The organism is Shewanella sp. Koi 1, from assembly GCF_052907445.1.
On the sequence record NZ_JBREJM010000001.1, the window covers coordinates 205842 to 226186 of the forward strand.

A 20345-nucleotide genomic window follows, 5' to 3' on the forward strand; every position below is an offset into this window, starting at 1 on the left:
TGGATTAACGGCTACGGTAGACCGGATACTTAAGATATTGATTATCGTAGTAAGGGCTGCGCTCATAGAACCAGCGTAAGCGTGCCTCAGGATCGGCGGCAAACTCTGGGTTTTCCAGCGCTTTGTTAAATTCCGTCTGCAGCTTAGGATCTTCCTTAAGCATCTTGGCGGCCAGCGGCTCTACGGCGTAGTCCTCAATGTATTCGGTACGGGTAAAGATAGGGTTGAAGAAGCCCCATTGCAGTAACGAGTCCGGTGATTGTGGCTCGAGTAGTAAAATCGCCAGATCGCCTAAGGGTTGATCTGTGCTGATTTTCACTGTGCCCGCGGGCAAGGTGGTGGTCAGTTTGGCTAGTGTCGAGTCGGCCTTCACTGTGAGTCGTCCCTCGAACGCCTTGGTATTAAACACCGGATTGCTCAAGCTGTATTGCTGCAATTTAAGTTCTGTTGGCTTGCTTAAACGCGTCATCCGAATGCCGTGTAGATTTAAGCGGTCGATCACTTGTGTCCACTGGGCAGGAATATAGTAAGCACTCGGGCGAGTGACTTTAATGTCGGGCACAGTTTCGGCAATCACAGGTAGGTTCGGGTACAGCTTGGGCTCGCCTGTCCAGCGCACTACCTCGGTGCCGCTAATCGGGCTCTGCTCAAGCTTGTAATCTATGCCTTTAAAATCCCAGCCTTTAGCCAGTGGCGCCGATTTCCACGTTAATGTGATCAGTGGCGAGGCGCGGTATTTATCCTCTTGAATCGCACTCTTTAACTTAGTCGCTTGATCACCCACGGTTTTCAGGGTTTGCTCTAGCATCACATAGGTGCCAAGTACGCGCTGCTTAAAAGGTTTTAAGCTGTGGTTCTCAATCAAAATGGTGGGCAGATGGCGGGCATCACCATAACCATTAGAGAAACGTGGGCTAGGGTTCCACAGTGACATGCCTTTAGTGATGTCGGTATTGTCGACGGCAAAAATCAGCGGACCTGGGATATGACCTTGGGCGGTTAATGCCGCTTCGACCGCTGGGCGGTAGCTATTTTCGAGCCAGCGGAAACTGGCGGGACTCAAACCTTGGGCAAGGTTGTAGCCGAAGGTGATGTCGTACTGGTAGTCGATACCGTCGGTGACATGCACATCGATATACAAATCTGGTTGCCACACATTGATTGCCCGCAGCATATGCTGCATTTCTAAGGTGTCGGCCTTGGCGTAGTCGCGGTTTAGGTTGAGGTTATTGGCATTGGTGCGCCAACCCATATTGACCGGGCCACGTTGATTAACACGGTTAAATTCGCCGCTGCGCTCATGGGCATCGACGCTAAACATAGGCACAAACAGCAAGTTGGCCTTTTCGAGCAAGTCGCTCTTGTCGCCTTTGATGATATCCCGCAGTAGCATCATGCCGGCGTCTTTACCGTCGATTTCGCCCGCGTGGATCCCGGCCTGTACCAGAATCGTCGGCTTAGTGTTTTGCTTTAGCCGTGCCGATTCGTTAATGCCTTCGCTGCTGGCGACATACATCCAAATGTCGCGCCCTTGAGGGCTCTTGCCTAGGCTGACTTTCTGCAATTTGGTGGTTTCGGCCGCTAATCGGTCGAGCCAAGTAATAGTATCGTCATAGCTTGGGCTTTCGATGCCGTTGCTTTGCTCGAAGGGCGTCGCCCATTCGTTATCGGCGCTGAGTAACAGGGCTTCGCTGCCACCATGCCAAGTGATGCTCGGCGGGAGAATGGCGTCATTCACAAAGGTATTGGCGCGAGTTGCTGTTACTGCTGCTTCTGGAGTGGTTTCTGCAGTGGGCGAAGCGCTGCTGTCGGCACTGGCGTCAACCGCGTCGGTTTTAGCTGCCTCAGTGTTTGCGACTTCAGCATTGGCGGCTCCAGTCGTTGTCACTTCGGGTTGTGCGACTTCGGTATTCGCGGCAACGGCAAATTGGGCGGTGAATAGTGAACCCGCCGATAAGCAGGCAATGGCGATAACGGAAGGGGAAAACAAGCGCATGAAAACAGTCCACACATCGAATTTTTATTAGGGCGGTATCTTTTCATTAAGCCCCTGCGAGTGCAAGGGCTGTCAAGGGTTTATCTTGGTTCGAGTGAGTGATTTTCACTGCCATGCCCCGTGGTAACAGTCTATGAAGGTTTGGCGGTTTTATGTAACACGGTTTGTCCGCTATAGGCGATTTCAATAATCTCGATATCGGCGTAGAGCGCTTCGACGGCAATGGCGAGTTGATAGATAAGCCAGCCATATCCCGTGAGGGCAAATCCCTGCGCAACTTCATTGGCTAAAGGGGCCGAATTTGGCGTTTGGGCGGCCAAGCTGAGTTGTAATCTGTGCTGTAACTCCTGCTCTAATGAATTTGGTAGTGTGGGCAATGTGGCTGTTTTGCCGGCAACAAATTCACTCAGCCTATGAAGATAAGCCGTAAGCTCGGCAGCGACACGGTTGATTTGGTGGTATGCCTCTTTGTCGGCCTCCTGCCAGCGACTCAAAGGTAATAGCTCGAGTAGGGTGATCAGCCGTACTTGTTTATTCACTAATTCTGCCAGCAACACTTTATGTTTTTTCAGGGTTTGGCTTTCCCACTCGAGGGAGAAAAACAGTTTCTTCTGGGTTAATACCGCCTTCATTGCCGCCTCGAGTTCGGCGCGAAAATCTAAATCATGGTTGGCGGGGGCCTGTAGATGTTGGGTAAGCACTTTGGCCATACTGTCGATGGCATTGGCGAGCTGGCTGCGCCAGTCCTGCTTGGCCTTAATCGGAAAGATAAACAGCGATACCAGGATGGCGATAACACAACCGAGCAGAATATTCGCCGTGCGCCAGAGTGCCTCTGAGGTGTCGTGGTTCGCATCGCCCACCACGATAATAATGGTGAATCCTGCCACCAGATAGGCATAGCTGTAGCGCCCCGCCGAGATAAAACAGATCAGCGTGACCCCTAAGATCAGCAGCCCCATAATCAGCCAATAACTGTCGATAGTGGCCACTAACATCACGCCATAAGCCGACCCTAAACAGGTGCCTACCGCCCGTTGCAGGGACTTTTCAATTGCGCCGCCCACCTGTGGCAGACTCATCATAATGATCACTATGGTCACCATGCTCCAAATAAAATGCGGCGGCGACCAAATGGCGTTAATGGTGACGGCAATCAGCAGGGCGAGGCCGAGTTTAAGGGCATGAATGGCACGGAAATGACGATAGATAAAGTCGGCAAAAGGGCTTGCAGGGGCAAATACGGACATAATGCAACACTCCTTTGGACTGATGGTAGCCAAGCCATTATCGCAGAAAGGCACTGTGTCTGTGTGGCTTGGTGGATAAAGAAATACGAATTGCGAGGCGGCGCCGTTTGAGCTTAGACCAAGGCGTCGGCAAGATCACATAAATCTACATTAAGTGATATAAAATCAGTAGGATAAGATGCGGTATCTCGAGGGGTTAGGTATAAAAAAGGCTTGAATAAGTAAGCCTATTCAAGCCTTGGTATATCAATGTATTTATGCTGTTAGTTCGAGTTTGGCTCTGCGGTGTACTTATCCATAATGATGGCGCAGGCGGCATCACCCGTGATGTTGAGCGCGGTGCGGATCATGTCAAACACTCGATCGAGGGCGAATAACAGTGGTAAACCATCAATGGGAATACCGGCTGCCAGTAGTACAGCGACCACTAAAAATGACGGACCGGGGACACCCGCTTGGCCAATGGCGCCTAGGGTTGAGGTAAAGATAATTGCGGCATAGGCGGTCATCGACAGATCGATGTTGTACATTTGCGCGAAAAACATGGCGACTAAACCATAGTAAATCGCGTTGCCGCTCATATTGATGGTGGCACCTAAAGGCAGCACAAAGGCGGTGGTTGCCTTAGAAACCTTAAGATCTTCTTCGCAGGTTTCCATATTCACCGGCAGCGTTGCCATAGACGATGCCGTCGACAGTGCCATCACCTGAGGTTTTTTCATCGCCGAAATAAATTGGCGTGCCGATACCTTAGAAAATAGCTGTACCACTAAGGGGAAGAACACAAAACCGTAGATCAGAATCGCGGCCACAAACACGGCAAACAGCTTAAACACGACTTCTAAGGCATCGAAACCGAAGGTGCCGACGGAATCGGCCATCAAACCAAATACCCCAATGGGCGCAATCACCATCACACAGTTGATCATCCATACAAAGGCGTCGACGACGGTATTTAACGCCGCCATGATTGGCTTGGCGCCATCGCCTTTGACCTTGGTCAGCGCGATACCGAAAAATATACTAAACACCAGAATTTGAAGGATATTCCCGCCAGTCAATGATTCGAACACATTGGTTGGGATCATGCCAATAAAGGTGTCCATGACCCCCGGCAGTGCGCCATGTTCGGCGGTGACTTCCATCAGGCCGCTACTGCTATGGGCGGTAAAGTCGACCCCCGCGCCCGGGGTAAACACCTTGCCCATGACTAATGCCAGAGCCACGGCAATCCCCGAGGTGACAATAAAGAAACCGAAGGTGCCGACACCAATCTTACCTGCCGAGGGGCTATCGCCTAAGCTGGCGGCGCCGCTGATGATAGACACCAGTACCAGTGGGATCACTAGCATTTTGATTAAATGGATAAAGATGGTACCCAGTGGGGCGAAGATGCTCGCACTTTCGCCCATAAAACCAACCAGTGCGCCAATAATCATGGCAATAACCACTTGCACACCAATGTTGCCTAATAAACTCTTGCTTTTCATTCTTGCGAAACTCCCCAATTACCGCGGCATTTTGTGTCTTAAGACTAGTTATCTATTTACAGGCCTGCCCTCGCTTTTGGCGTAAAAGCTCAGCCCTGACACGTTTTTTGGGCGCTTAAGGTATCACAGTTGGCGTAACGGGTTTTGTGAAACATCACCAACCTTGGTTTGAAAATAACCAAAAACTAAATAACACCATGTCTAAATGGATAATATTTAAAAACTCATTCAATAAAATGATGTTTGTTTAATTTTGGCTTGGGTTTTGTCCATCGAATTGATGAATTGTGATTTTGGCTTTGATGGACGCAGATGTCCTCTCGTATTCTTGGGGCGGGTTGAGTCGCGAGAACTCCCATCTGTTACTTGTATGCATCTTGGGAGTGGTAAATAGCCTCTATGACTATGCAACTTAGTGGCTCACTCGGTTTTACTATGACAACGCCATTCGAGGACATTATGAATATCACCTCATTTTTCGGCCAGCCCGAGTCGTTACAGCGCTGGATAAGAAAGTGCATCGAACAACCGGGATTAAGTTATTGGCTGGTTTATCAAGATCTGGAACAAGGTGAATCCCTACAACTGACCACATTATTATTCCCGATAGTGGCCGATATGAGGGATCTATCGGATGACGAAATCGATGCCTTTGAGGATGGCTTAGGCCACAGTGACTATGGTTATCTGCTAAACACGGATCAAATCGAGGATGTGATTGATAATCTTAAGCAGCAAAAAGCTGAGCCCTGTGAACAGGAACTGCTTGAAGCGATTATCTTTTACTATGAGCGAGATGCGTTTATCAGCCTCTGATGGACTCCTTTACGGAGCATCGCGACTTAAGTTGAGATAAGCGCCCCGGAGGAATCAACTCAGGGGCGCGGAGGGAGTAAGGTTTACTTTGCTAGCGACTTAAAGTGGTTGTGCAGGGTATTGCTGAAGCTTTGGTCGTAGGTAAAGCGATATAACTGTTTATTGTCAGTCGTATCAAATGCCGTGTTTAGCTCAACTTCTGTCAGCAAGTTTGAGGTCACAAGATAGTAGCTCGGTTGCACCATCTGGCTCGCAATCGGATCCTCCACAATTTCAGTGATAGTTAGCAGCTTGCCGCCATTTGGGCTGGTGCTAATGCTCCATTCATGTTGGCTTTCAGGCTGACCGAAACTATCGAGAATGGTGAATTTATTCGTTGAGTCCTCAACGTAACTCTCGGGGTAAGCGAAGGGCCACAATAGCTCCACGATCACGCTAGAGGAAAGCTCGCTCGCGGTTTCAACGCCCGTTTCATAGGTGATGGGATCTTCTGCGCGGCATAACACGTCGGCCGTTTGCTTAATGTCCATGCGATATATTTGCGAAGGCCAGCTGAGTGACGCCAGTTTGAGATCGCTCGGGAGGTTTGCCAGTAAATCCTGCCAGTCGGCGGCCGTGTTTTGATACTTATGGAAATTCATTTCGACAGGGATTTCAGTGCCAGCATAAACGGTCTTTATTTTGTTACCTTCAATCACAGGATCTTTCAGGACATACCCTTGGTCGTTGCGCGAGGCATTGATCCATTTTTTCATCGGCTCATTCCAGCATTCGGTAGGGACCTCTTCTCCCGACGTGTTGTCGAAGATCATCACTGCGTCACCCGAAAATACGCCAGTAAGAGTTTGGTCACCAGTACCATAATCTAAGTTGACAAAGTGGCTGTTGCGAACGGTGGCGATATTGAGCACATGAGAGGCGTCGGTATGATTGAGCATGCTGCTAAAGACTGTATCCCAGTCAGTGCTGTTCATCGCCTTGCCATCAACTGGCGCCTCCATATAACCGAAGGACACTAAGGTGCTCTCCACCTTATTGGTGACGGCAATGGGATTGGTTTGCAGATAAGCCTCAGTGCCAAAACCATACCCTAGGATTAAATTCTCGAAGGCTTCAAATGCGGCGATTAACACTTCGATGGCTGCCAAAATTTCCACTGTGCGCTCGTTGGTGAGATTTAGCAGATAATCGTGTAACAGCAGGGTGTCGATAAATGTCGGTTGCAGGGTGATTTCGGGCGAAAGACTAAATAAATCGGCTTCAACTTGTTTAAATCCACTGGCGTATAAGGTTTTTAGTTTGGCGCGAAACTCAATCACTTGCTGTGGCGTTAAGTCGGCCTCAATCATCTTGCGATAGCGTGAAAACTCAATATTGGTCAGCGCGTTGATATGACCCGAATGATCGGGCAGGGCAACGATATTCATGCCGCCAGTGGTGGCACTGGTGTTAGCTGCGGCGGAGCTCATCGCCAATGCTGAGCGTGCAGATGACGGTGCGGTATCAATCCAATTGGCTAACAGGTAATAGTTAGGTTTTTCGGTCTCGCTTTTCCAATCGATTTGATACTTACCGTCAGTGTCCGTAGTGGTGCTCGGTTCACCCTCTGAGCAGCTTAAGTCTTGGTTGAGATCGACGCACACGTTGGCCCCGGCGATAGCGCCGATATAAGTGACTTGACCTGTGACCTTATGTGCGTATTCAGTTGGAGGCGTCGGCTCTGGCGTCGTGGTGGTGTCATCTTTATCGTCTGAGCCAGAACATGCCGTCAGCAAACTGGTGGCGATCAGCAAAGAGAGCAGTTTAGGTTTAAACATCTTGTGTCCTTACATCAATTTGGCAATTTCCATTGCACTGAGTTAGCGTGGAGTCATCTGATAACGTCGAGTATTCAACGTTTTGCAGTGTTATTCGTGGCCAAGCCAAATAGGATTAGCCTAGGTGACTAAGAAGGGAGTGAGTATCGGTCTGGATGGATAAAAATCGACGCCGCTTGTGATAAAACATGCGGCTTGATGTGAAATCCCTTTCACGACAACGTTTGGCATCCTTCCGGTCAAAATGCGGCTGTTTTTAAATCAGTCTGCATTTTCGGCAGCTATTTTTGCCTGTACAACCCATCGCCTCAATCACGCTAAAGTATTAACTTGTTTCATATTTGTTATTGCGCAATCCGTTTAGTGTTACTTTTCGCAGCAGTATTTCTATGGAGGGTAAATATTGATGCGTGTTTCTAAGCGGAGTTATTTAGCGGGGTTATTGGCAATTTCGACGAGCCTGTTGCCATTGTCGTTAATGGCGGCGGATGAGGGATTATTTACGCCTTTTCCTACGGCGAAATTAAAGGATGAATTGACGCGCCATTATGCCGAATATCCCTTTATTATCAGCGCGGGTGAACAAAGATCTGACTATCGTTTTAAGCCTATCTTCGGTCAGGTCCATCAGCAAAAATATAAATTAGCGCCCGAATATAGCCCAGCGCATATTCTCGACAATTACCGTGAGCAGATTAAAAAGCTTGGTGGCGAAGTCCTATTCGAGTGTCTGCTTGAGGCCTGTGGTGATTCTCGCTTATTGCGAGAGAAAATTGCGCTGTTGGATGGTGTTATTGGTGTTGAAAGTGGTTACTTGTTTGCTCGAGTGAAGAACGAGCAAAAAGAGTTTTATACTGCCATACAAGCCGCAAATCTGAAGAGTTCTGCGGGTATTCATATTACGACGCTCGAGGTGATCCCCGAGCCGCTAGATTTAGTCACAGTTAATGCTGCATTTTTGCAGCAGGCGCCTAAGCAAATCGAGTTTAAAGATAATCAAAAGAAGGATAAGAACGGCGCCGAGGATCATCCGCTTATCAGCCGCCTAAAGGGAAGCTATATCCAAGACTTTAAACGCCAAGGCTTTGCCAGCACTGCTTTTGTGTCTTCAATGGATGCAAGCAATAAGCCTGTGCTGGTGGAGCGTGCGGGTAAGTTGACTCAAAATGGCTATTCAATACCAAAGGAATATTCGGGTTACGAGGTGTTCACTAACTACAAGGTGGCATTGGCTAAACTCGGATTCGAGACGCAATTTGAGTGTCAGGGAAAGGCCTGTGGTAGGGAGGATAAGTTTATCAAAGCCATCGATTCTCTAGTGAATATTGGTAACGAAGACAGCCAGTTTTATGCTTGGTATACCTTAACGCGCCCCGAGGGGAATGTGCATGTGAGCACTTATACCATTGGTTATATCGGCGGGTTATGGACCGACCTGCGGGTGTTGGAGGAGACTGAGCTTAAGGATGATCGCGTGGGGATCAATCTTGAGGCGCTGACCGACCAAATCGAAGCTAAGGGGCATGTTGCCTTAGAAGGGCTGTTATTTGAGTACGATAGCGACAAGTTGTTGCCCGAGGCGCAGCCCGTTGTCGAGGTGCTTGCGAGTTACTTAAAGGCAAATCCTAAGCGTGCATTTTATGTGGTGGGTCATACCGATGACAAAGGTAATCAAGCCTATAACCAAGGTCTATCCCAACGCCGCGCGGTGGCGATTGTGAAGTTATTGACCACGAGTCATGGTATTCAAACTCAACAATTGGAAGCCGTAGGGATAGGTGAACATGCTCCCGTTGCTAGCAACAGTGATGAGGCGGGGCAGCAGCAGAATCGCCGTGTCGAGTTAGTATTGAGATCGGATAGTAAGTAAACCCAATCGTTTGATTCAATGGATATAAAAATGGCGTCAGCTCTTGTCGAGTTGGCGCCATTTTTGTTTATCTGCGATCGCTCAGCCGACGTCTCTGCCAAGCGATATTCAGGCTAAGGCTAAGATAGTGCCGGGAAGGAGAGCGAACTGCCAATTCCTAATGGCAGACCTAAGGCCCAGTAAGCGAGTAAGAAACCGCTCCAAAGCAGCAGAAAACTGATTGAAAACGGCAGCATCAGCGCCACTAAGGTGCCAATGCCTGATTCCTTAACGTATTTTTGGCAAAACACCACAATCAACGGAAAGTAAGGCATCAGCGGGGTAATGATATTGGTCGACGAGTCGCCCACGCGGTAAGCGGCTTGAGTCAAATCTGGCGATACGCCCAGCTCCATTAACATGGGCACCATGATGGCACCAATCAAGGCCCATTTGGCCGATGCCGAGCCGACTAATAGATTGACGAACGCGGTGAGAAACACAATCCCGACTAATGTTACGCCCATAGGAAGGGCCAATTCTTTCAGCGCCAACGCGCCTTTAATCGCCATTAATGCGCCTAAATTGGATTGACCAAAGGCATAAATAAACTGAGCGCAGAAGAAGGCCATGACAATGTAATAACCCATGCCGCTCATGGACTTACTCATGCCTTGAATAATGGCTCTGTGGTTATTCGCCGTGCCCGCAACGTAGCCATAAACTATGCCAGGCACGAGGAAGAACACAAAAATAATCGCCACAATGGAGCGCATTAAGGGAGCCGAGGCACTGGTTAGCGCGCCATCGGTACCACGCCAGGCAGAGTTGTCACCATAGGCGGTAAACACCAACCCTAAGGCACATAACAACATAGCGCCCATAGCGAATTTGAGACCGCGGCGCTCATGGGGCGCCAGCTCATCAAGCGTTGGCAGTGTGCTGGGATCGCCATTCACCGCGGTACTTTTTAGACGCGGCTCAATCACTTTATCCGTTAAGAACCAGCCAACTAAGATAATTAACACGGCTGAAGCCGACGTAAAGAAGATATTATTTAGTGGGTTAATCGTTAATGTGGCGGCCGCTGGGTCGGCCGATAATCTTGCTGCTGCCTGAGTTAAGCCCGCTAACATAGGGTCAAGGCTCGATGGCACACCCACGGTCGCAGAAAAACCGCCGGATACGCCAGCAAAAGCGGCGGCAATACCGGCTAGAGGATGACGACCCGCGGCATAGAAGATCACCGCGCCGAGTGGGATAACCAGTACATAACCCGCATCAACCGCGACATGGCTCAGGATACCTACGGCGATCAATACCGGGGTGAGTAACATCTTGGGGGTCACCGATAAAATCGAGCGCAGCCCAGCATTAATAAAGCCGGTATGCTCAGCCACGCCAAGCCCCAGCATAGCAACCAGCACGACACCGAGCGGCGGGAAAGTCACAAAGGTGGAGACTATGTTCGAGGTAAACGCAGTCAGTGCGCCGCCTTCGAGCATATTCACGACTTGAATGGGGTTGCCAGTACGAGGGTCGATTTCATCAAAACTGACACCCGATAATCCCCAAGAGATCAGCCAGACTAGGCCCAGAAACATCGCAAATAACACCGCCGGATCGGGCAGTTTATTGCCGACGACTTCGACGCCATTGAGAAATCGCTGGAATCCAGTGACAGGTTTATGGTTTTCCATTTGGGTGCCGCTTCCTAAAAAATGATGATTGTTATCTGTGATTATAAAAACGCAGCATTAATTTAAGCTTGGTTTAACTAATCGATAAGAAATAAAACACATAAAAATCTATTGCAGTGACTTTAGTGCGGCAGGCTCTTAGCCATAAAATCAACAGGCAAATAAAAAGCGCGGATTCATCGCTGAACCCGCGCTTTTTTACTCAATAATGTGTTTGATTACATTATCTAAATGAGTCCGCTACCCGCTTATGCCTTTGGGCCAGCGTTACGGATGGCATCTGACACTTGGTACTTAGCGAAGTTCTTAGTGAAGGCTTCGGCCAGTTTTTGAGCGTATTCGGCGTACAGTGCCTTATCGCTCCAAGTGTTCACTGGGTTGAGTAGGTTAGTGTCTACACCGGGTACCGCCACAGGCACGGCCAGATTCAGCGTCTCTAAGTGTACGGTTTCGACGTTTTTCAGCTCACCGCTGACAATCGCATCGACAATGGCGCGCGTCGTTGGGATGTCGAAACGTTTACCAATACCGTGTGGGCCGCCAGTCCAGCCAGTGTTAACTAGGTATACTTGGCTACCGAATGACTCGATACGCTTCATCAGCAGCTCTGCATACACGCCCGCAGGACGTGGGAAGAAAGGCGCGCCGAAGCAAGTAGAGAAGGTTGACTGAATCGCCGAGGTTGAACCGATTTCAGTCGAACCGACTTTAGCGGTGTAACCAGAGAGGAAGTGGTAAGCCGCTTGCTCTTTGCTCAGGATAGAAACCGGTGGTAATACGCCAGACACGTCGCAGGTTAAGAACACAACAGCGTGCGGCTCGGCGCCACGGTTGTCTTCTTTACGCTGAGCGATATGCTCGAGCGGGTAAGCTGCACGGGTGTTTTCCGTCAGGCTGCTGTCTTTGTAGTTAGGCACGCGGTGTTCGTCCATGACCACGTTTTCCAACACAGTACCGAAGCGAATCGCATCCCAAATCACTGGCTCGTTCTTTTGGCTCAGATCGATACACTTGGCGTAGCAGCCGCCTTCGATGTTGAATACGCCGCCTGGTGCCCAGCCGTGCTCATCGTCACCGATCAGGAAGCGTTTTGGATCCGCAGACAGGGTGGTTTTACCTGTGCCTGACAGACCGAAGAATAGGGTAGTGTCGCCATCTTTACCTACGTTTGCCGAGCAGTGCATTGGCAATACGCCTTGGGCTGGCAGCAGGAAGTTTTGTACAGAGAACATCGACTTCTTCATTTCGCCAGCGTATTTCAGGCCCGCTAGCAACACTTTGCGTTCGGCAAAGTTTAAGATCACCGCCGCATCTGAATTGGTACCATCACGCTCAGGAACACAGACGAAGTCTGGCGCGTTGATGATTTGCCATACAGGCTTGTCTTGACGGTTAAATTCTTCTGGGATGATAAAAAGGTTGCGGGCGAACAGTTGGTGCCAAGCGTATTGAGTCGTCACACGCACTGGCTGGTAATGTTCTGGGTCTGCACCGACTTCGAGGTCAGATACAAACAACTCTTTATCGGCGAGGAATGCTTCTACACGCGCCCATAATCCTTCAAAAGCACCGGGTTCAAATGCTTGGTTGACGGGTCCCCATTCGATGTCAGCCGCTGAACTATCTTCTTTTACAATGAAGCGATCGCCAGGAGAGCGACCTGTGCGGGTACCAGTTTTAGCAACCAGTGCGCCGTTTGCAGTCAATTCACCTTCGCCGCGTAGCAGGGCAAATTCGACCAGTTGTGCTGTTGAGGGGTTGTAGTGAACGCGGTTTAATCCATCCGCCATAGTGAGGTCTCCATTGACTTGTATTTGTAAGGTTATTTTTTTATCGATCGTCTGCCGATTTTGTTTTTATTTATCGCGCTAGTCGTGCTAGGCGACAAAGTGTGCCGATTGTATCCTATCCGTGGGTAAAGTGTGAGCTGGATCATTGAGGCGGTACAAAAAAGGGCACCCTAAGGTGCCCTTTTAACAGTCAATTTTGACTTACTGCTGGGTATTTGAACCAGTGCCGTTGGCATAAATGGCTGCGATATCAATGCCATCGAATACGTATTTCGCATTGCAGTATTCACAGCCCATTTCGACCTTACCGTCTTCGGCCAGAATGGCTTCGACTTCGGCTTGATCAATTGTTTTGATCGCGGCTGCGCTGCGCTCACGTGAGCAAGTGCATTTAAAGCTGACTTCGATAGGATCGAACAGACGCACTTCTTCTTGGTGATATAGGCGGTGCAAGACGTCCTGCGCATCTAAGGTGAATAACTCTTCTGCCTTGATGGTCGCGGTCAGCTGACACAAATGCTCGAAGTCGGCATTGTGGTCTTCTTGGCTTGGTAATACTTGCAGGAACATACCCGCAGCTTGTTTACCGTCGGCAAATAACCACAGTGCAGTAGGTAATTGCTCTGACTGGTTAAAGTAGTCTTCAACACAGGCGGCTAAGGTTGGCTTGTCGAGGGCGACCACGCCTTGGTAACGCTCGCCTTCATCTGGTGTTAAGGTGATAACCATATAACCTTGGCCAAACAGATCGGCTAGGCTAGCATCGTCGGCTAACTCACCTTCCCAGCGCGCAATACCGCGTAATTGCTGCTGATTATTGCCATTGATCACCGCCAGTGATACTGGGCCGTTACCCTGCAACTGCACGCTGATATCGCCACTGAATTTTAAAGTGGCGGTTAACAGCGACGTTGCCGCCAGTAATTCACCCAGCAGGATTTGTAACACGGGTGGGTAAGCGTGTGAGCCAATCACCTGTTGATAGCTGTCTTGTAACTGTACGAGTTCACCACGCACATCGGCATTGTCGAACAGGTAGCGGTTTAAAATATCTTGTATCATCTTGTATCTCACTGTTAGGTAACTTTTACGTAATTCTTAGCATTCTTTAAAACGGATAAGTTGGCGTCGTTGCTTTTTATCCGGTTTATGGTCGGGCGCAGGATTATTGAGAATATTCAATCGTCTTGCTTCGGCGTTTACCGCACGCTTGGCCACACTAGCAGCCGTTTCTTCGTACAATTCCTGCGCAATCGTCGCGCTTTGGCGCATTTCAGATAATTTTTTTATGACGATCTCTTTATCGTCATATCCCTGTCGTATCTTAAGGACGGCACCTATCTCGGCATTCTTACTAGATTTGGTGCGAGCACCGTTGTAATGTACTTTGCCGCCGTTGATCATTTCTTTGGCAATGGCACGGGTTTTATAAAAACGTGCGGCCCATAACCACTTATCGAGTCGAACGCTGCCACTGTCGCCTGAACTTTGCGTCATAGTGTCTCCAAGATAAAAGCTCGATGAGCTCACATGCTGAGCAATAAAATGCCTAAGTCGCATTGCGATGATGTTAAAGGGTGGTGTGCTTCACACCCTTTTGAGGCGGGCAAAGTTAGCATAAATGGCCAATTTTCGCCAATTGCAATACTGTTATGGGCTTGTTGCCAAATGCGGCCTAGGTTAGCATGTGGCGAACATTATAAATTTTATAATCAGAACAGAGACCTGTATTGAGGGTCCACATAAATATGGATTTATTAGATAAAGTTATCGCTAAAGCTGTAGGTATCCCGCATAAGCCATTGAGTCAGGTTGTTTTCTGGTTTGGTTTTATTCTGAGTTTACTCTTAGCCGCGCAAATTACATGGAAACTCGTACCTAGTACCTCATCCCCAACGGCTTGGTCGCCAACGGCTGTCACGACAACGGGCAAAGGCGCTGGGCAAGTTGATCTTGCGGGATTACAGCAGCTTGCATTGTTTGGTCGAGCCGATGCCAAATCGGATAAACCCAAAGTGGAAGTGGTTGAGACTGTGACCGATGCGCCCAAGACTTCCCTCTCTATTCAATTAACGGGTGTGGTGGCTTCAACCGCCGATCAAAAAGGCCTCGCGATTATCGAGTCCAGCGGTAGCCAAGAAACCTACAGCCTAGGCGATAAGATCAAAGGCACTTCGGCGTCGCTAAAAGAAGTCTATGCCGACCGGATTATCATCACTAACGCGGGCCGTTACGAGACCTTAATGCTCGATGGTCTGGTTTACACCAGCCAAAGCCCAGCGAATCAGCAATTACAAAAGGCTAAGAGTGAAAAGGCCGAAGTGGTTAGCCGCGTTGATCAACGCAAAAATACTGAAATTTCCCAAGAGCTGGCCGAATCCCGCAGTGAACTCTTAGCCGATCCCAGCAAAATTACCGATTACATTGCGATTTCTCCCGTTAGACAGGGCGAAAGTGTCGTGGGTTACCGTTTAAACCCAGGTAAAGATGTGAACCTTTTTAAGCAAGCGGGCTTTAAACCCAATGACCTTGCTAAATCGATTAATGGATACGACCTGACTGTGATGAGTCAGGCGTTAGAAATGATGAGCCAATTGCCTGAATTAACTGAAGTTTCCATCATGGTTGAGCGGGAAGGACAATTGGTTGAAATCATGTTTAGTTTGCCGCAATAACACGCGTTAGAGGAAAGTAAAATAATGAATAACAAACGGATTCGACGCAAACTGATTGCTGGAGTTGTGGCTGGCGCCACTATGCTGACCTCGCAATTTGTTTGGTCTGAACAATATGCGGCCAACTTTAAAGGCACTGATATCCAAGAATTTATCAACATCGTTGGTAAAAACCTGAATAAAACCATCATTGTTGACCCGACCATTCGCGGCAAGATCAACGTGCGCAGTTATGATCTGCTCAACGATGAGCAGTATTACCAATTCTTCCTCAACGTGTTGCAAGTCTACGGTTATGCCATCGTCGAGATGGAAAACAACGTCATCAAGGTCATTAAAGACAAAGATGCGAAAACCGCGGCGATTCGTGTAGCTAACGACAACGACCCAGGTTTAGGTGATGAAATGGTCACCCGCATCGTGGCGCTGTATAACACCGAAGCCAAGCAGTTGGCGCCGTTGTTACGTCAGTTAAACGATAATGCCGGTGGCGGTAACGTAGTGAACTACGACCCATCGAACGTACTGATGCTGTCAGGCCGCGCCGCTGTAGTGAACAAGTTAGTTGAAATCGTTCGCCGTGTAGATAAACAGGGCGATACCTCGGTACAAGTGGTGCCGCTCGAATACGCCTCTGCCGGTGAAATGGTGCGAATTATCGATACCCTTTACCGCGCGACAGCTAACCAAGCGCAGCTCCCTGGCCAAGCGCCTAAGGTCGTTGCCGACGAGCGTATTAACGCCGTCGTGGTCAGCGGTGACGAAAAGAGCCGCCAACGCGTGGTTGAGCTTATCCATCGCCTCGATGCCGAGCAGGCCAGCACGGGTAACACTAAAGTACGTTATTTACGTTATGCCAAGGCTGAAGACTTGGTTGAAGTGCTGACCGGATTTGCGCAAAAGCTTGAGGGTGAAAAAGATCCAAGCGCCCAGGCTGGCGGTAAACGTCGTAATGAAATCAATATTATGGCCCACACTGATACTAACGCCTTAGTGATCAGCGCCGAGCCAGATCAAATGCGCACTATCGAGAGCGTGATTAACCAACTCGATATTCGCCGCGCTCAAGTATTAGTTGAAGCCATTATCGTGGAAGTTGCCGAAGGCGATAACGTCGGCTTTGGGGTGCAGTGGGCATCTAAAGCGGGTGGTGGTACTCAGTTCAATAACTTAGGCCCAACCATTGGTGAAATTGGCGCCGGTATTTGGCAGGCTCAAGATGTAAAAGCTTCTCAAACTTGTACTGGTTCTGGGGACAATCAGACCTGTACAGACAACCCTGATACCAAAGGTGATGTGACCTTACTTGCCCAAGCCTTAGGTAAAGTGAACGGTATGGCCTGGGGCGTGGCCATGGGTGACTTTGGCGCCCTAATACAAGCAGTGTCGGCCGATACCAACTCGAACGTTCTAGCAACGCCTTCGATTACCACTTTAGATAACCAAGAAGCCTCGTTTATCGTCGGTGATGAAGTGCCGATTCTGACCGGTTCTACCGCCAGCTCAAACAACAGCAACCCATTCCAAACCGTTGAACGTAAAGAGGTTGGGGTGAAGTTAAAAGTGGTGCCTCAGATCAACGAAGGCAACGCGGTTAAGCTCGCCATTGAGCAAGAAGTCTCGGGTGTGAACGGTAACACGGGTGTGGATATCTCCTTCGCGACTCGCCGTTTAACCACCACTGTGATGGCTGATTCTGGGCAAATCGTGGTACTCGGTGGTTTGATTAACGAAGAAGTCCAAGAAAGTGTGCAGAAAGTGCCATTCCTCGGTGATATTCCGGTGCTCGGACACTTATTCAAGTCTTCTTCCAGTAAGAAGACCAAAAAGAACCTGATGATCTTCATCAAGCCCACCATTATCCGTGATGGTGTGACTATGGAAGGTATCGCTGGCCGTAAATACAACTATTTCAGAGCATTACAACTTGAGCAGCAAGAGCGCGGCGTGAATCTGATGCCAAATACTCAAGTGCCAATCCTAGAAGAATGGAATCAATCTGAATACCTGCCGCCGGAAGTGAATGAGATTTTAGAGCGTTACAAAGAAGGCAAAGGGTTAGATACCAATATGCGTAAAACGGACTCGACCCTCAAGTCGCTGGATGAAAACAAGAACAAAGACAAAACACAATGAGTGAAATACAAGTAACCCAAGTCGAGGATTTAAGCCTAGTTTCTAACGAACTAGGGCTTGAAGCCGAAGGTGATGAGGTATTTCGCTCCAGCAGCAAAGAGCGTTTACCCTTTGCCTTTGCCCATCGCCATGAGGTGATTTTAGCCTATGGCGATGATGGTGCCTTGAACCTGTTTTATACCGCCAAAACCCCATTAGCAGCCATGCTCGAAGCGCGCCGCTACTCGGGCGCGGATTTGCCGCTGGTCTTGCTCGAGCCGGGCAAGTTTGAGGCGAAATTAACCCAGGCCTATCAAGCCAACTCCTCCGAAGCGCAGCAGCTGATGGAAGATATTGGCAACGAGATGGATTTATTCACCCTCGCCGAAGAGCTGCCGCAAACCGAAGATCTGCTCGAAGGCGATGATGATGCGCCTATTATCAAGCTGATTAACGCCTTGTTATCTGAAGCGATTAAAGAAGAAGCCTCGGATATCCATATCGAAACCTACGAGAAGCAGTTGGTCGTGCGTTTCCGTATCGACGGTGTGCTGAAGGAAGTGCTTAAACCGAATCGTAAGCTGTCATCCCTTTTGGTGTCGCGGATTAAGGTCATGGCGCGTCTCGATATCGCCGAGAAACGTGTACCACAGGACGGCCGTATTTCGCTGCGGATTGCGGGTCGTGCGGTGGACGTGCGGGTATCGACCATGCCATCGAGCCATGGCGAGCGTGTGGTGCTGCGTCTGTTAGATAAAAACGCTGGCAATTTGGACTTAAAACAACTGGGGATGACCGACAGTATCCGTGCCCAGTTTGACGAGATTATCCGTCGTCCACACGGCATTATTCTGGTGACAGGCCCTACGGGTTCGGGTAAGAGTACCACGCTGTACGCGGGTCTTACCGAGATTAACTCTAAAGATACCAATATCTTAACCGTTGAAGACCCAATCGAATACGAGTTAGAAGGTATAGGTCAAACTCAAGTGAACACTAAGGCGGACATGACCTTCGCCCGTGGTCTGCGTGCAATTCTGCGTCAAGACCCGGATGTGGTGATGATCGGGGAAATCCGTGACCTAGAAACCGCCCAAATTGCGGTGCAGGCATCTTTGACTGGTCACTTAGTGATTTCAACCCTGCATACCAACACGGCCTCTGGCGCGATTACCCGTCTGCAGGACATGGGCGTAGAGCCTTTCTTAGTCTCATCGAGTTTGCTCGGGGTACTAGCCCAGCGCTTAATTCGTACTCTCTGTCCAAAATGTAAGACAGAGCATGTGCCCGATGAGCGTGAGCGTGAGCTGCTGGGAATGGCAGCAGACGATCATCGCCATATTTACCGCGCCAATGGCTGTAAGGCCTGTGGTAGCAGTGGCTACCGTGGTCGTACGGGTATCCATGAGCTGTTGCTGGTCGATGATAATGTGCGCGAGCTGATCCACGGTGGACGTGGCGAACTGGCGATTGAGAAATATATCCGCCAGTCGGTGCCAAGCATTCGCCACGATGGCATGAGCAAGGTGCTCTCAGGTATCACCACTCTAGAAGAAGTCCTGAGGGTGACCCGCGAGGAGTAAGCTATGCCAGCATTTGAATATAAGGCGCTGGACGCCAAGGGAAAACAGCTAAAAGGGGTGATTGAGGCGGATACCGCCAGACATGCCCGTAGTCAGCTGCGTGACCAACGCATGATGCCGCTGGAGATTTTGCCGGTCACCGAAAAGGAAGCCAAGGCAAAAGGCACCGGATTCTCGCCCTTTAAACGCGGGATTTCGGTGGCGGAGTTAGCGTTAATCACCCGTCAAGTCGCCACACTAGTTGCGGCGGGCTTACCGATTGAGGAGTGTCTCAAGGCGGTCGGCCAGCAATGTGAGAAGGCGCGCTTAGCCAGCATGATCATGGCGGTGCGCTCCCGCGTGGTGGAGGGCTATAGTTTGGCCGACTCTCTTGCCGAATTTCCGCATATTTTCGATGACTTGTACCGCGCCATGGTGGCCTCGGGTGAAAAATCCGGCCACTTAGAAGTGGTGCTGAACCGCTTAGCCGATTACACCGAGCGCCGCCAGCAACTGAAGTCCAAACTGCAACAGGCGATGATTTACCCCATTATGCTAACGATTGTCGCCATTGGGGTGGTATCAGTGTTATTGGCCGCAGTGGTGCCAAAAGTGGTTGGCCAATTTGAGCATATGGGCGCCGAGTTACCGGCGACGACCCGTTTCTTAATTGCCGCCTCAGACTTTGTTCAACACTATGGTCTGTTTGTTATCTTGGCGATCGGTATTTTGCTGGTGGTGTTCCAGCGTCTACTCAAGTCACCGATTTTCAAGATGAAATACCATACGTTTTTGCTAAAAATGCCGGTGATTGGCCGAGTGAGTAAAGGCCTCAATACCGCGCGGTTTGCGCGAACCTTGAGTATTTTATCCGCCAGTTCGGTACCTTTGTTAGATGGGATGCGCATTGCCAGCGAAGTGTTGCAAAATGTGCGGGTGCGAGCGGCAGTGGATGATGCCACGGCGCGCGTACGGGAAGGAACTAGCCTAGGTGCAGCGTTGACTAACACTAAGCTATTCCCAGCGATGATGTTATATATGATCGCCTCGGGGGAGAAGAGTGGTCAGCTCGAGGAAATGCTTGAGCGTGCTGCGGATAACCAAGATAGGGAATTTGAGAGTAATGTTACACTGGCGCTGGGCGTGTTCGAGCCCATGTTGGTGGTGAGCATGGCGGGGGTTGTACTCTTTATCGTGATGGCCATTCTGCAACCTATTTTGGCACTGAACAATTTGATTAGTGGCTAGTTTTTAAATTTATGGATTATTGCCTCTTTGGACTCAG

14 protein-coding genes are annotated in these 20345 nt (G+C 49.5%); 6 read left to right on the top strand and 8 right to left on the bottom strand.

Annotated features, from left to right (window positions below; all coding sequences use genetic code 11):
- Positions 1–4: 4 nt before the first annotated feature.
- The 3 genes from ACUZ8J_RS00970 to ACUZ8J_RS00980 form a co-directional block, all read right to left on the bottom strand.
- Positions 5–1996 carry a M14 family zinc carboxypeptidase gene (locus tag ACUZ8J_RS00970; protein WP_446692834.1) on the bottom strand — a complete coding sequence of 664 codons (1992 nt, stop codon included), beginning with the start codon at positions 1994–1996 and terminating at the stop codon, positions 5–7.
- A 131-nt stretch (positions 1997–2127) separates the two neighbouring features.
- Complete coding sequence (locus ACUZ8J_RS00975; RefSeq protein ID WP_011624770.1) at positions 2128–3246, bottom strand: FUSC family protein; 1119 nt, start codon at positions 3244–3246, stop codon at positions 2128–2130.
- A 263-nt stretch (positions 3247–3509) separates the two neighbouring features.
- Positions 3510–4736 carry a dicarboxylate/amino acid:cation symporter gene (locus ACUZ8J_RS00980; RefSeq protein WP_446692835.1) on the bottom strand — a complete coding sequence of 409 codons (1227 nt, stop codon included), beginning with the start codon at positions 4734–4736 and terminating at the stop codon, positions 3510–3512.
- 399 nt (positions 4737–5135) lie between these two features.
- Between ACUZ8J_RS00980 and ACUZ8J_RS00985 the strand changes: the two genes are divergently transcribed.
- Positions 5136–5552 (top strand): DUF7716 domain-containing protein, encoded by a 417-nt coding sequence (locus ACUZ8J_RS00985; RefSeq protein ID WP_446692836.1) that lies wholly within the window; start codon positions 5136–5138, stop codon positions 5550–5552.
- A gap of 83 nt (positions 5553–5635) precedes the next feature.
- Here ACUZ8J_RS00985 and ACUZ8J_RS00990 read toward each other — a convergent pair whose 3' ends face one another.
- Positions 5636–7369 (bottom strand): hypothetical protein, encoded by a 1734-nt coding sequence (locus ACUZ8J_RS00990; RefSeq protein WP_446692837.1) that lies wholly within the window; start codon positions 7367–7369, stop codon positions 5636–5638.
- Positions 7370–7775: 406 nt separating this feature from the next.
- On the opposite strand from ACUZ8J_RS00990, the gene ACUZ8J_RS00995 reads away from it, so the two are divergent.
- Entirely contained in the window at positions 7776–9239 is a 1464-nt protein-coding gene (locus ACUZ8J_RS00995) for a DUF4892 domain-containing protein (RefSeq protein ID WP_446692838.1), read from the top strand.
- Positions 9240–9358: 119 nt separating this feature from the next.
- Here the strand turns inward: ACUZ8J_RS00995 and ACUZ8J_RS01000 are convergent, their stop codons facing one another.
- The 4 genes from ACUZ8J_RS01000 to hslR form a co-directional block, all read right to left on the bottom strand.
- Positions 9359–10918, bottom strand: a complete 1560-nt coding sequence (locus tag ACUZ8J_RS01000; RefSeq protein WP_446692839.1) for an AbgT family transporter — start codon at positions 10916–10918, stop codon at positions 9359–9361.
- A gap of 248 nt (positions 10919–11166) precedes the next feature.
- The gene (locus ACUZ8J_RS01005; protein WP_011715419.1) at positions 11167–12708 is read right to left on the bottom strand and encodes a phosphoenolpyruvate carboxykinase; all 1542 of its coding nucleotides are present in this window, start codon (positions 12706–12708) and stop codon (positions 11167–11169) included.
- A gap of 201 nt (positions 12709–12909) precedes the next feature.
- The gene (gene hslO, locus ACUZ8J_RS01010) at positions 12910–13770 is read right to left on the bottom strand and encodes an Hsp33 family molecular chaperone HslO (RefSeq protein ID WP_126512252.1); all 861 of its coding nucleotides are present in this window, start codon (positions 13768–13770) and stop codon (positions 12910–12912) included.
- A 36-nt stretch (positions 13771–13806) separates the two neighbouring features.
- Positions 13807–14205, bottom strand: a complete 399-nt coding sequence (gene hslR / locus ACUZ8J_RS01015) for a ribosome-associated heat shock protein Hsp15 (RefSeq protein WP_011715421.1) — start codon at positions 14203–14205, stop codon at positions 13807–13809.
- A gap of 251 nt (positions 14206–14456) precedes the next feature.
- On the opposite strand from hslR, the gene gspC reads away from it, so the two are divergent.
- From gspC to gspF, 4 genes are read left to right on the top strand one after another with little or no spacing between them, the layout of a single operon-like run.
- A complete protein-coding gene (gene gspC, locus ACUZ8J_RS01020) occupies positions 14457–15383 on the top strand; it encodes a type II secretion system protein GspC (protein ID WP_446692840.1) in 927 nt (308 codons plus the stop codon).
- Between the two features lie 24 nt (positions 15384–15407).
- Complete coding sequence (gene gspD, locus ACUZ8J_RS01025; protein ID WP_446692841.1) at positions 15408–17519, top strand: type II secretion system secretin GspD; 2112 nt, start codon at positions 15408–15410, stop codon at positions 17517–17519.
- Positions 17516–19081, top strand: a complete 1566-nt coding sequence (gspE, locus tag ACUZ8J_RS01030) for a type II secretion system ATPase GspE (RefSeq protein WP_011715424.1) — start codon at positions 17516–17518, stop codon at positions 19079–19081. Before gspD ends, gspE begins: the two co-directional genes overlap by 4 nt.
- A 3-nt stretch (positions 19082–19084) precedes the next feature.
- Positions 19085–20308 (top strand): type II secretion system inner membrane protein GspF, encoded by a 1224-nt coding sequence (gspF, locus tag ACUZ8J_RS01035; RefSeq protein ID WP_446692842.1) that lies wholly within the window; start codon positions 19085–19087, stop codon positions 20306–20308.
- Positions 20309–20345 lie beyond the last annotated feature (37 nt).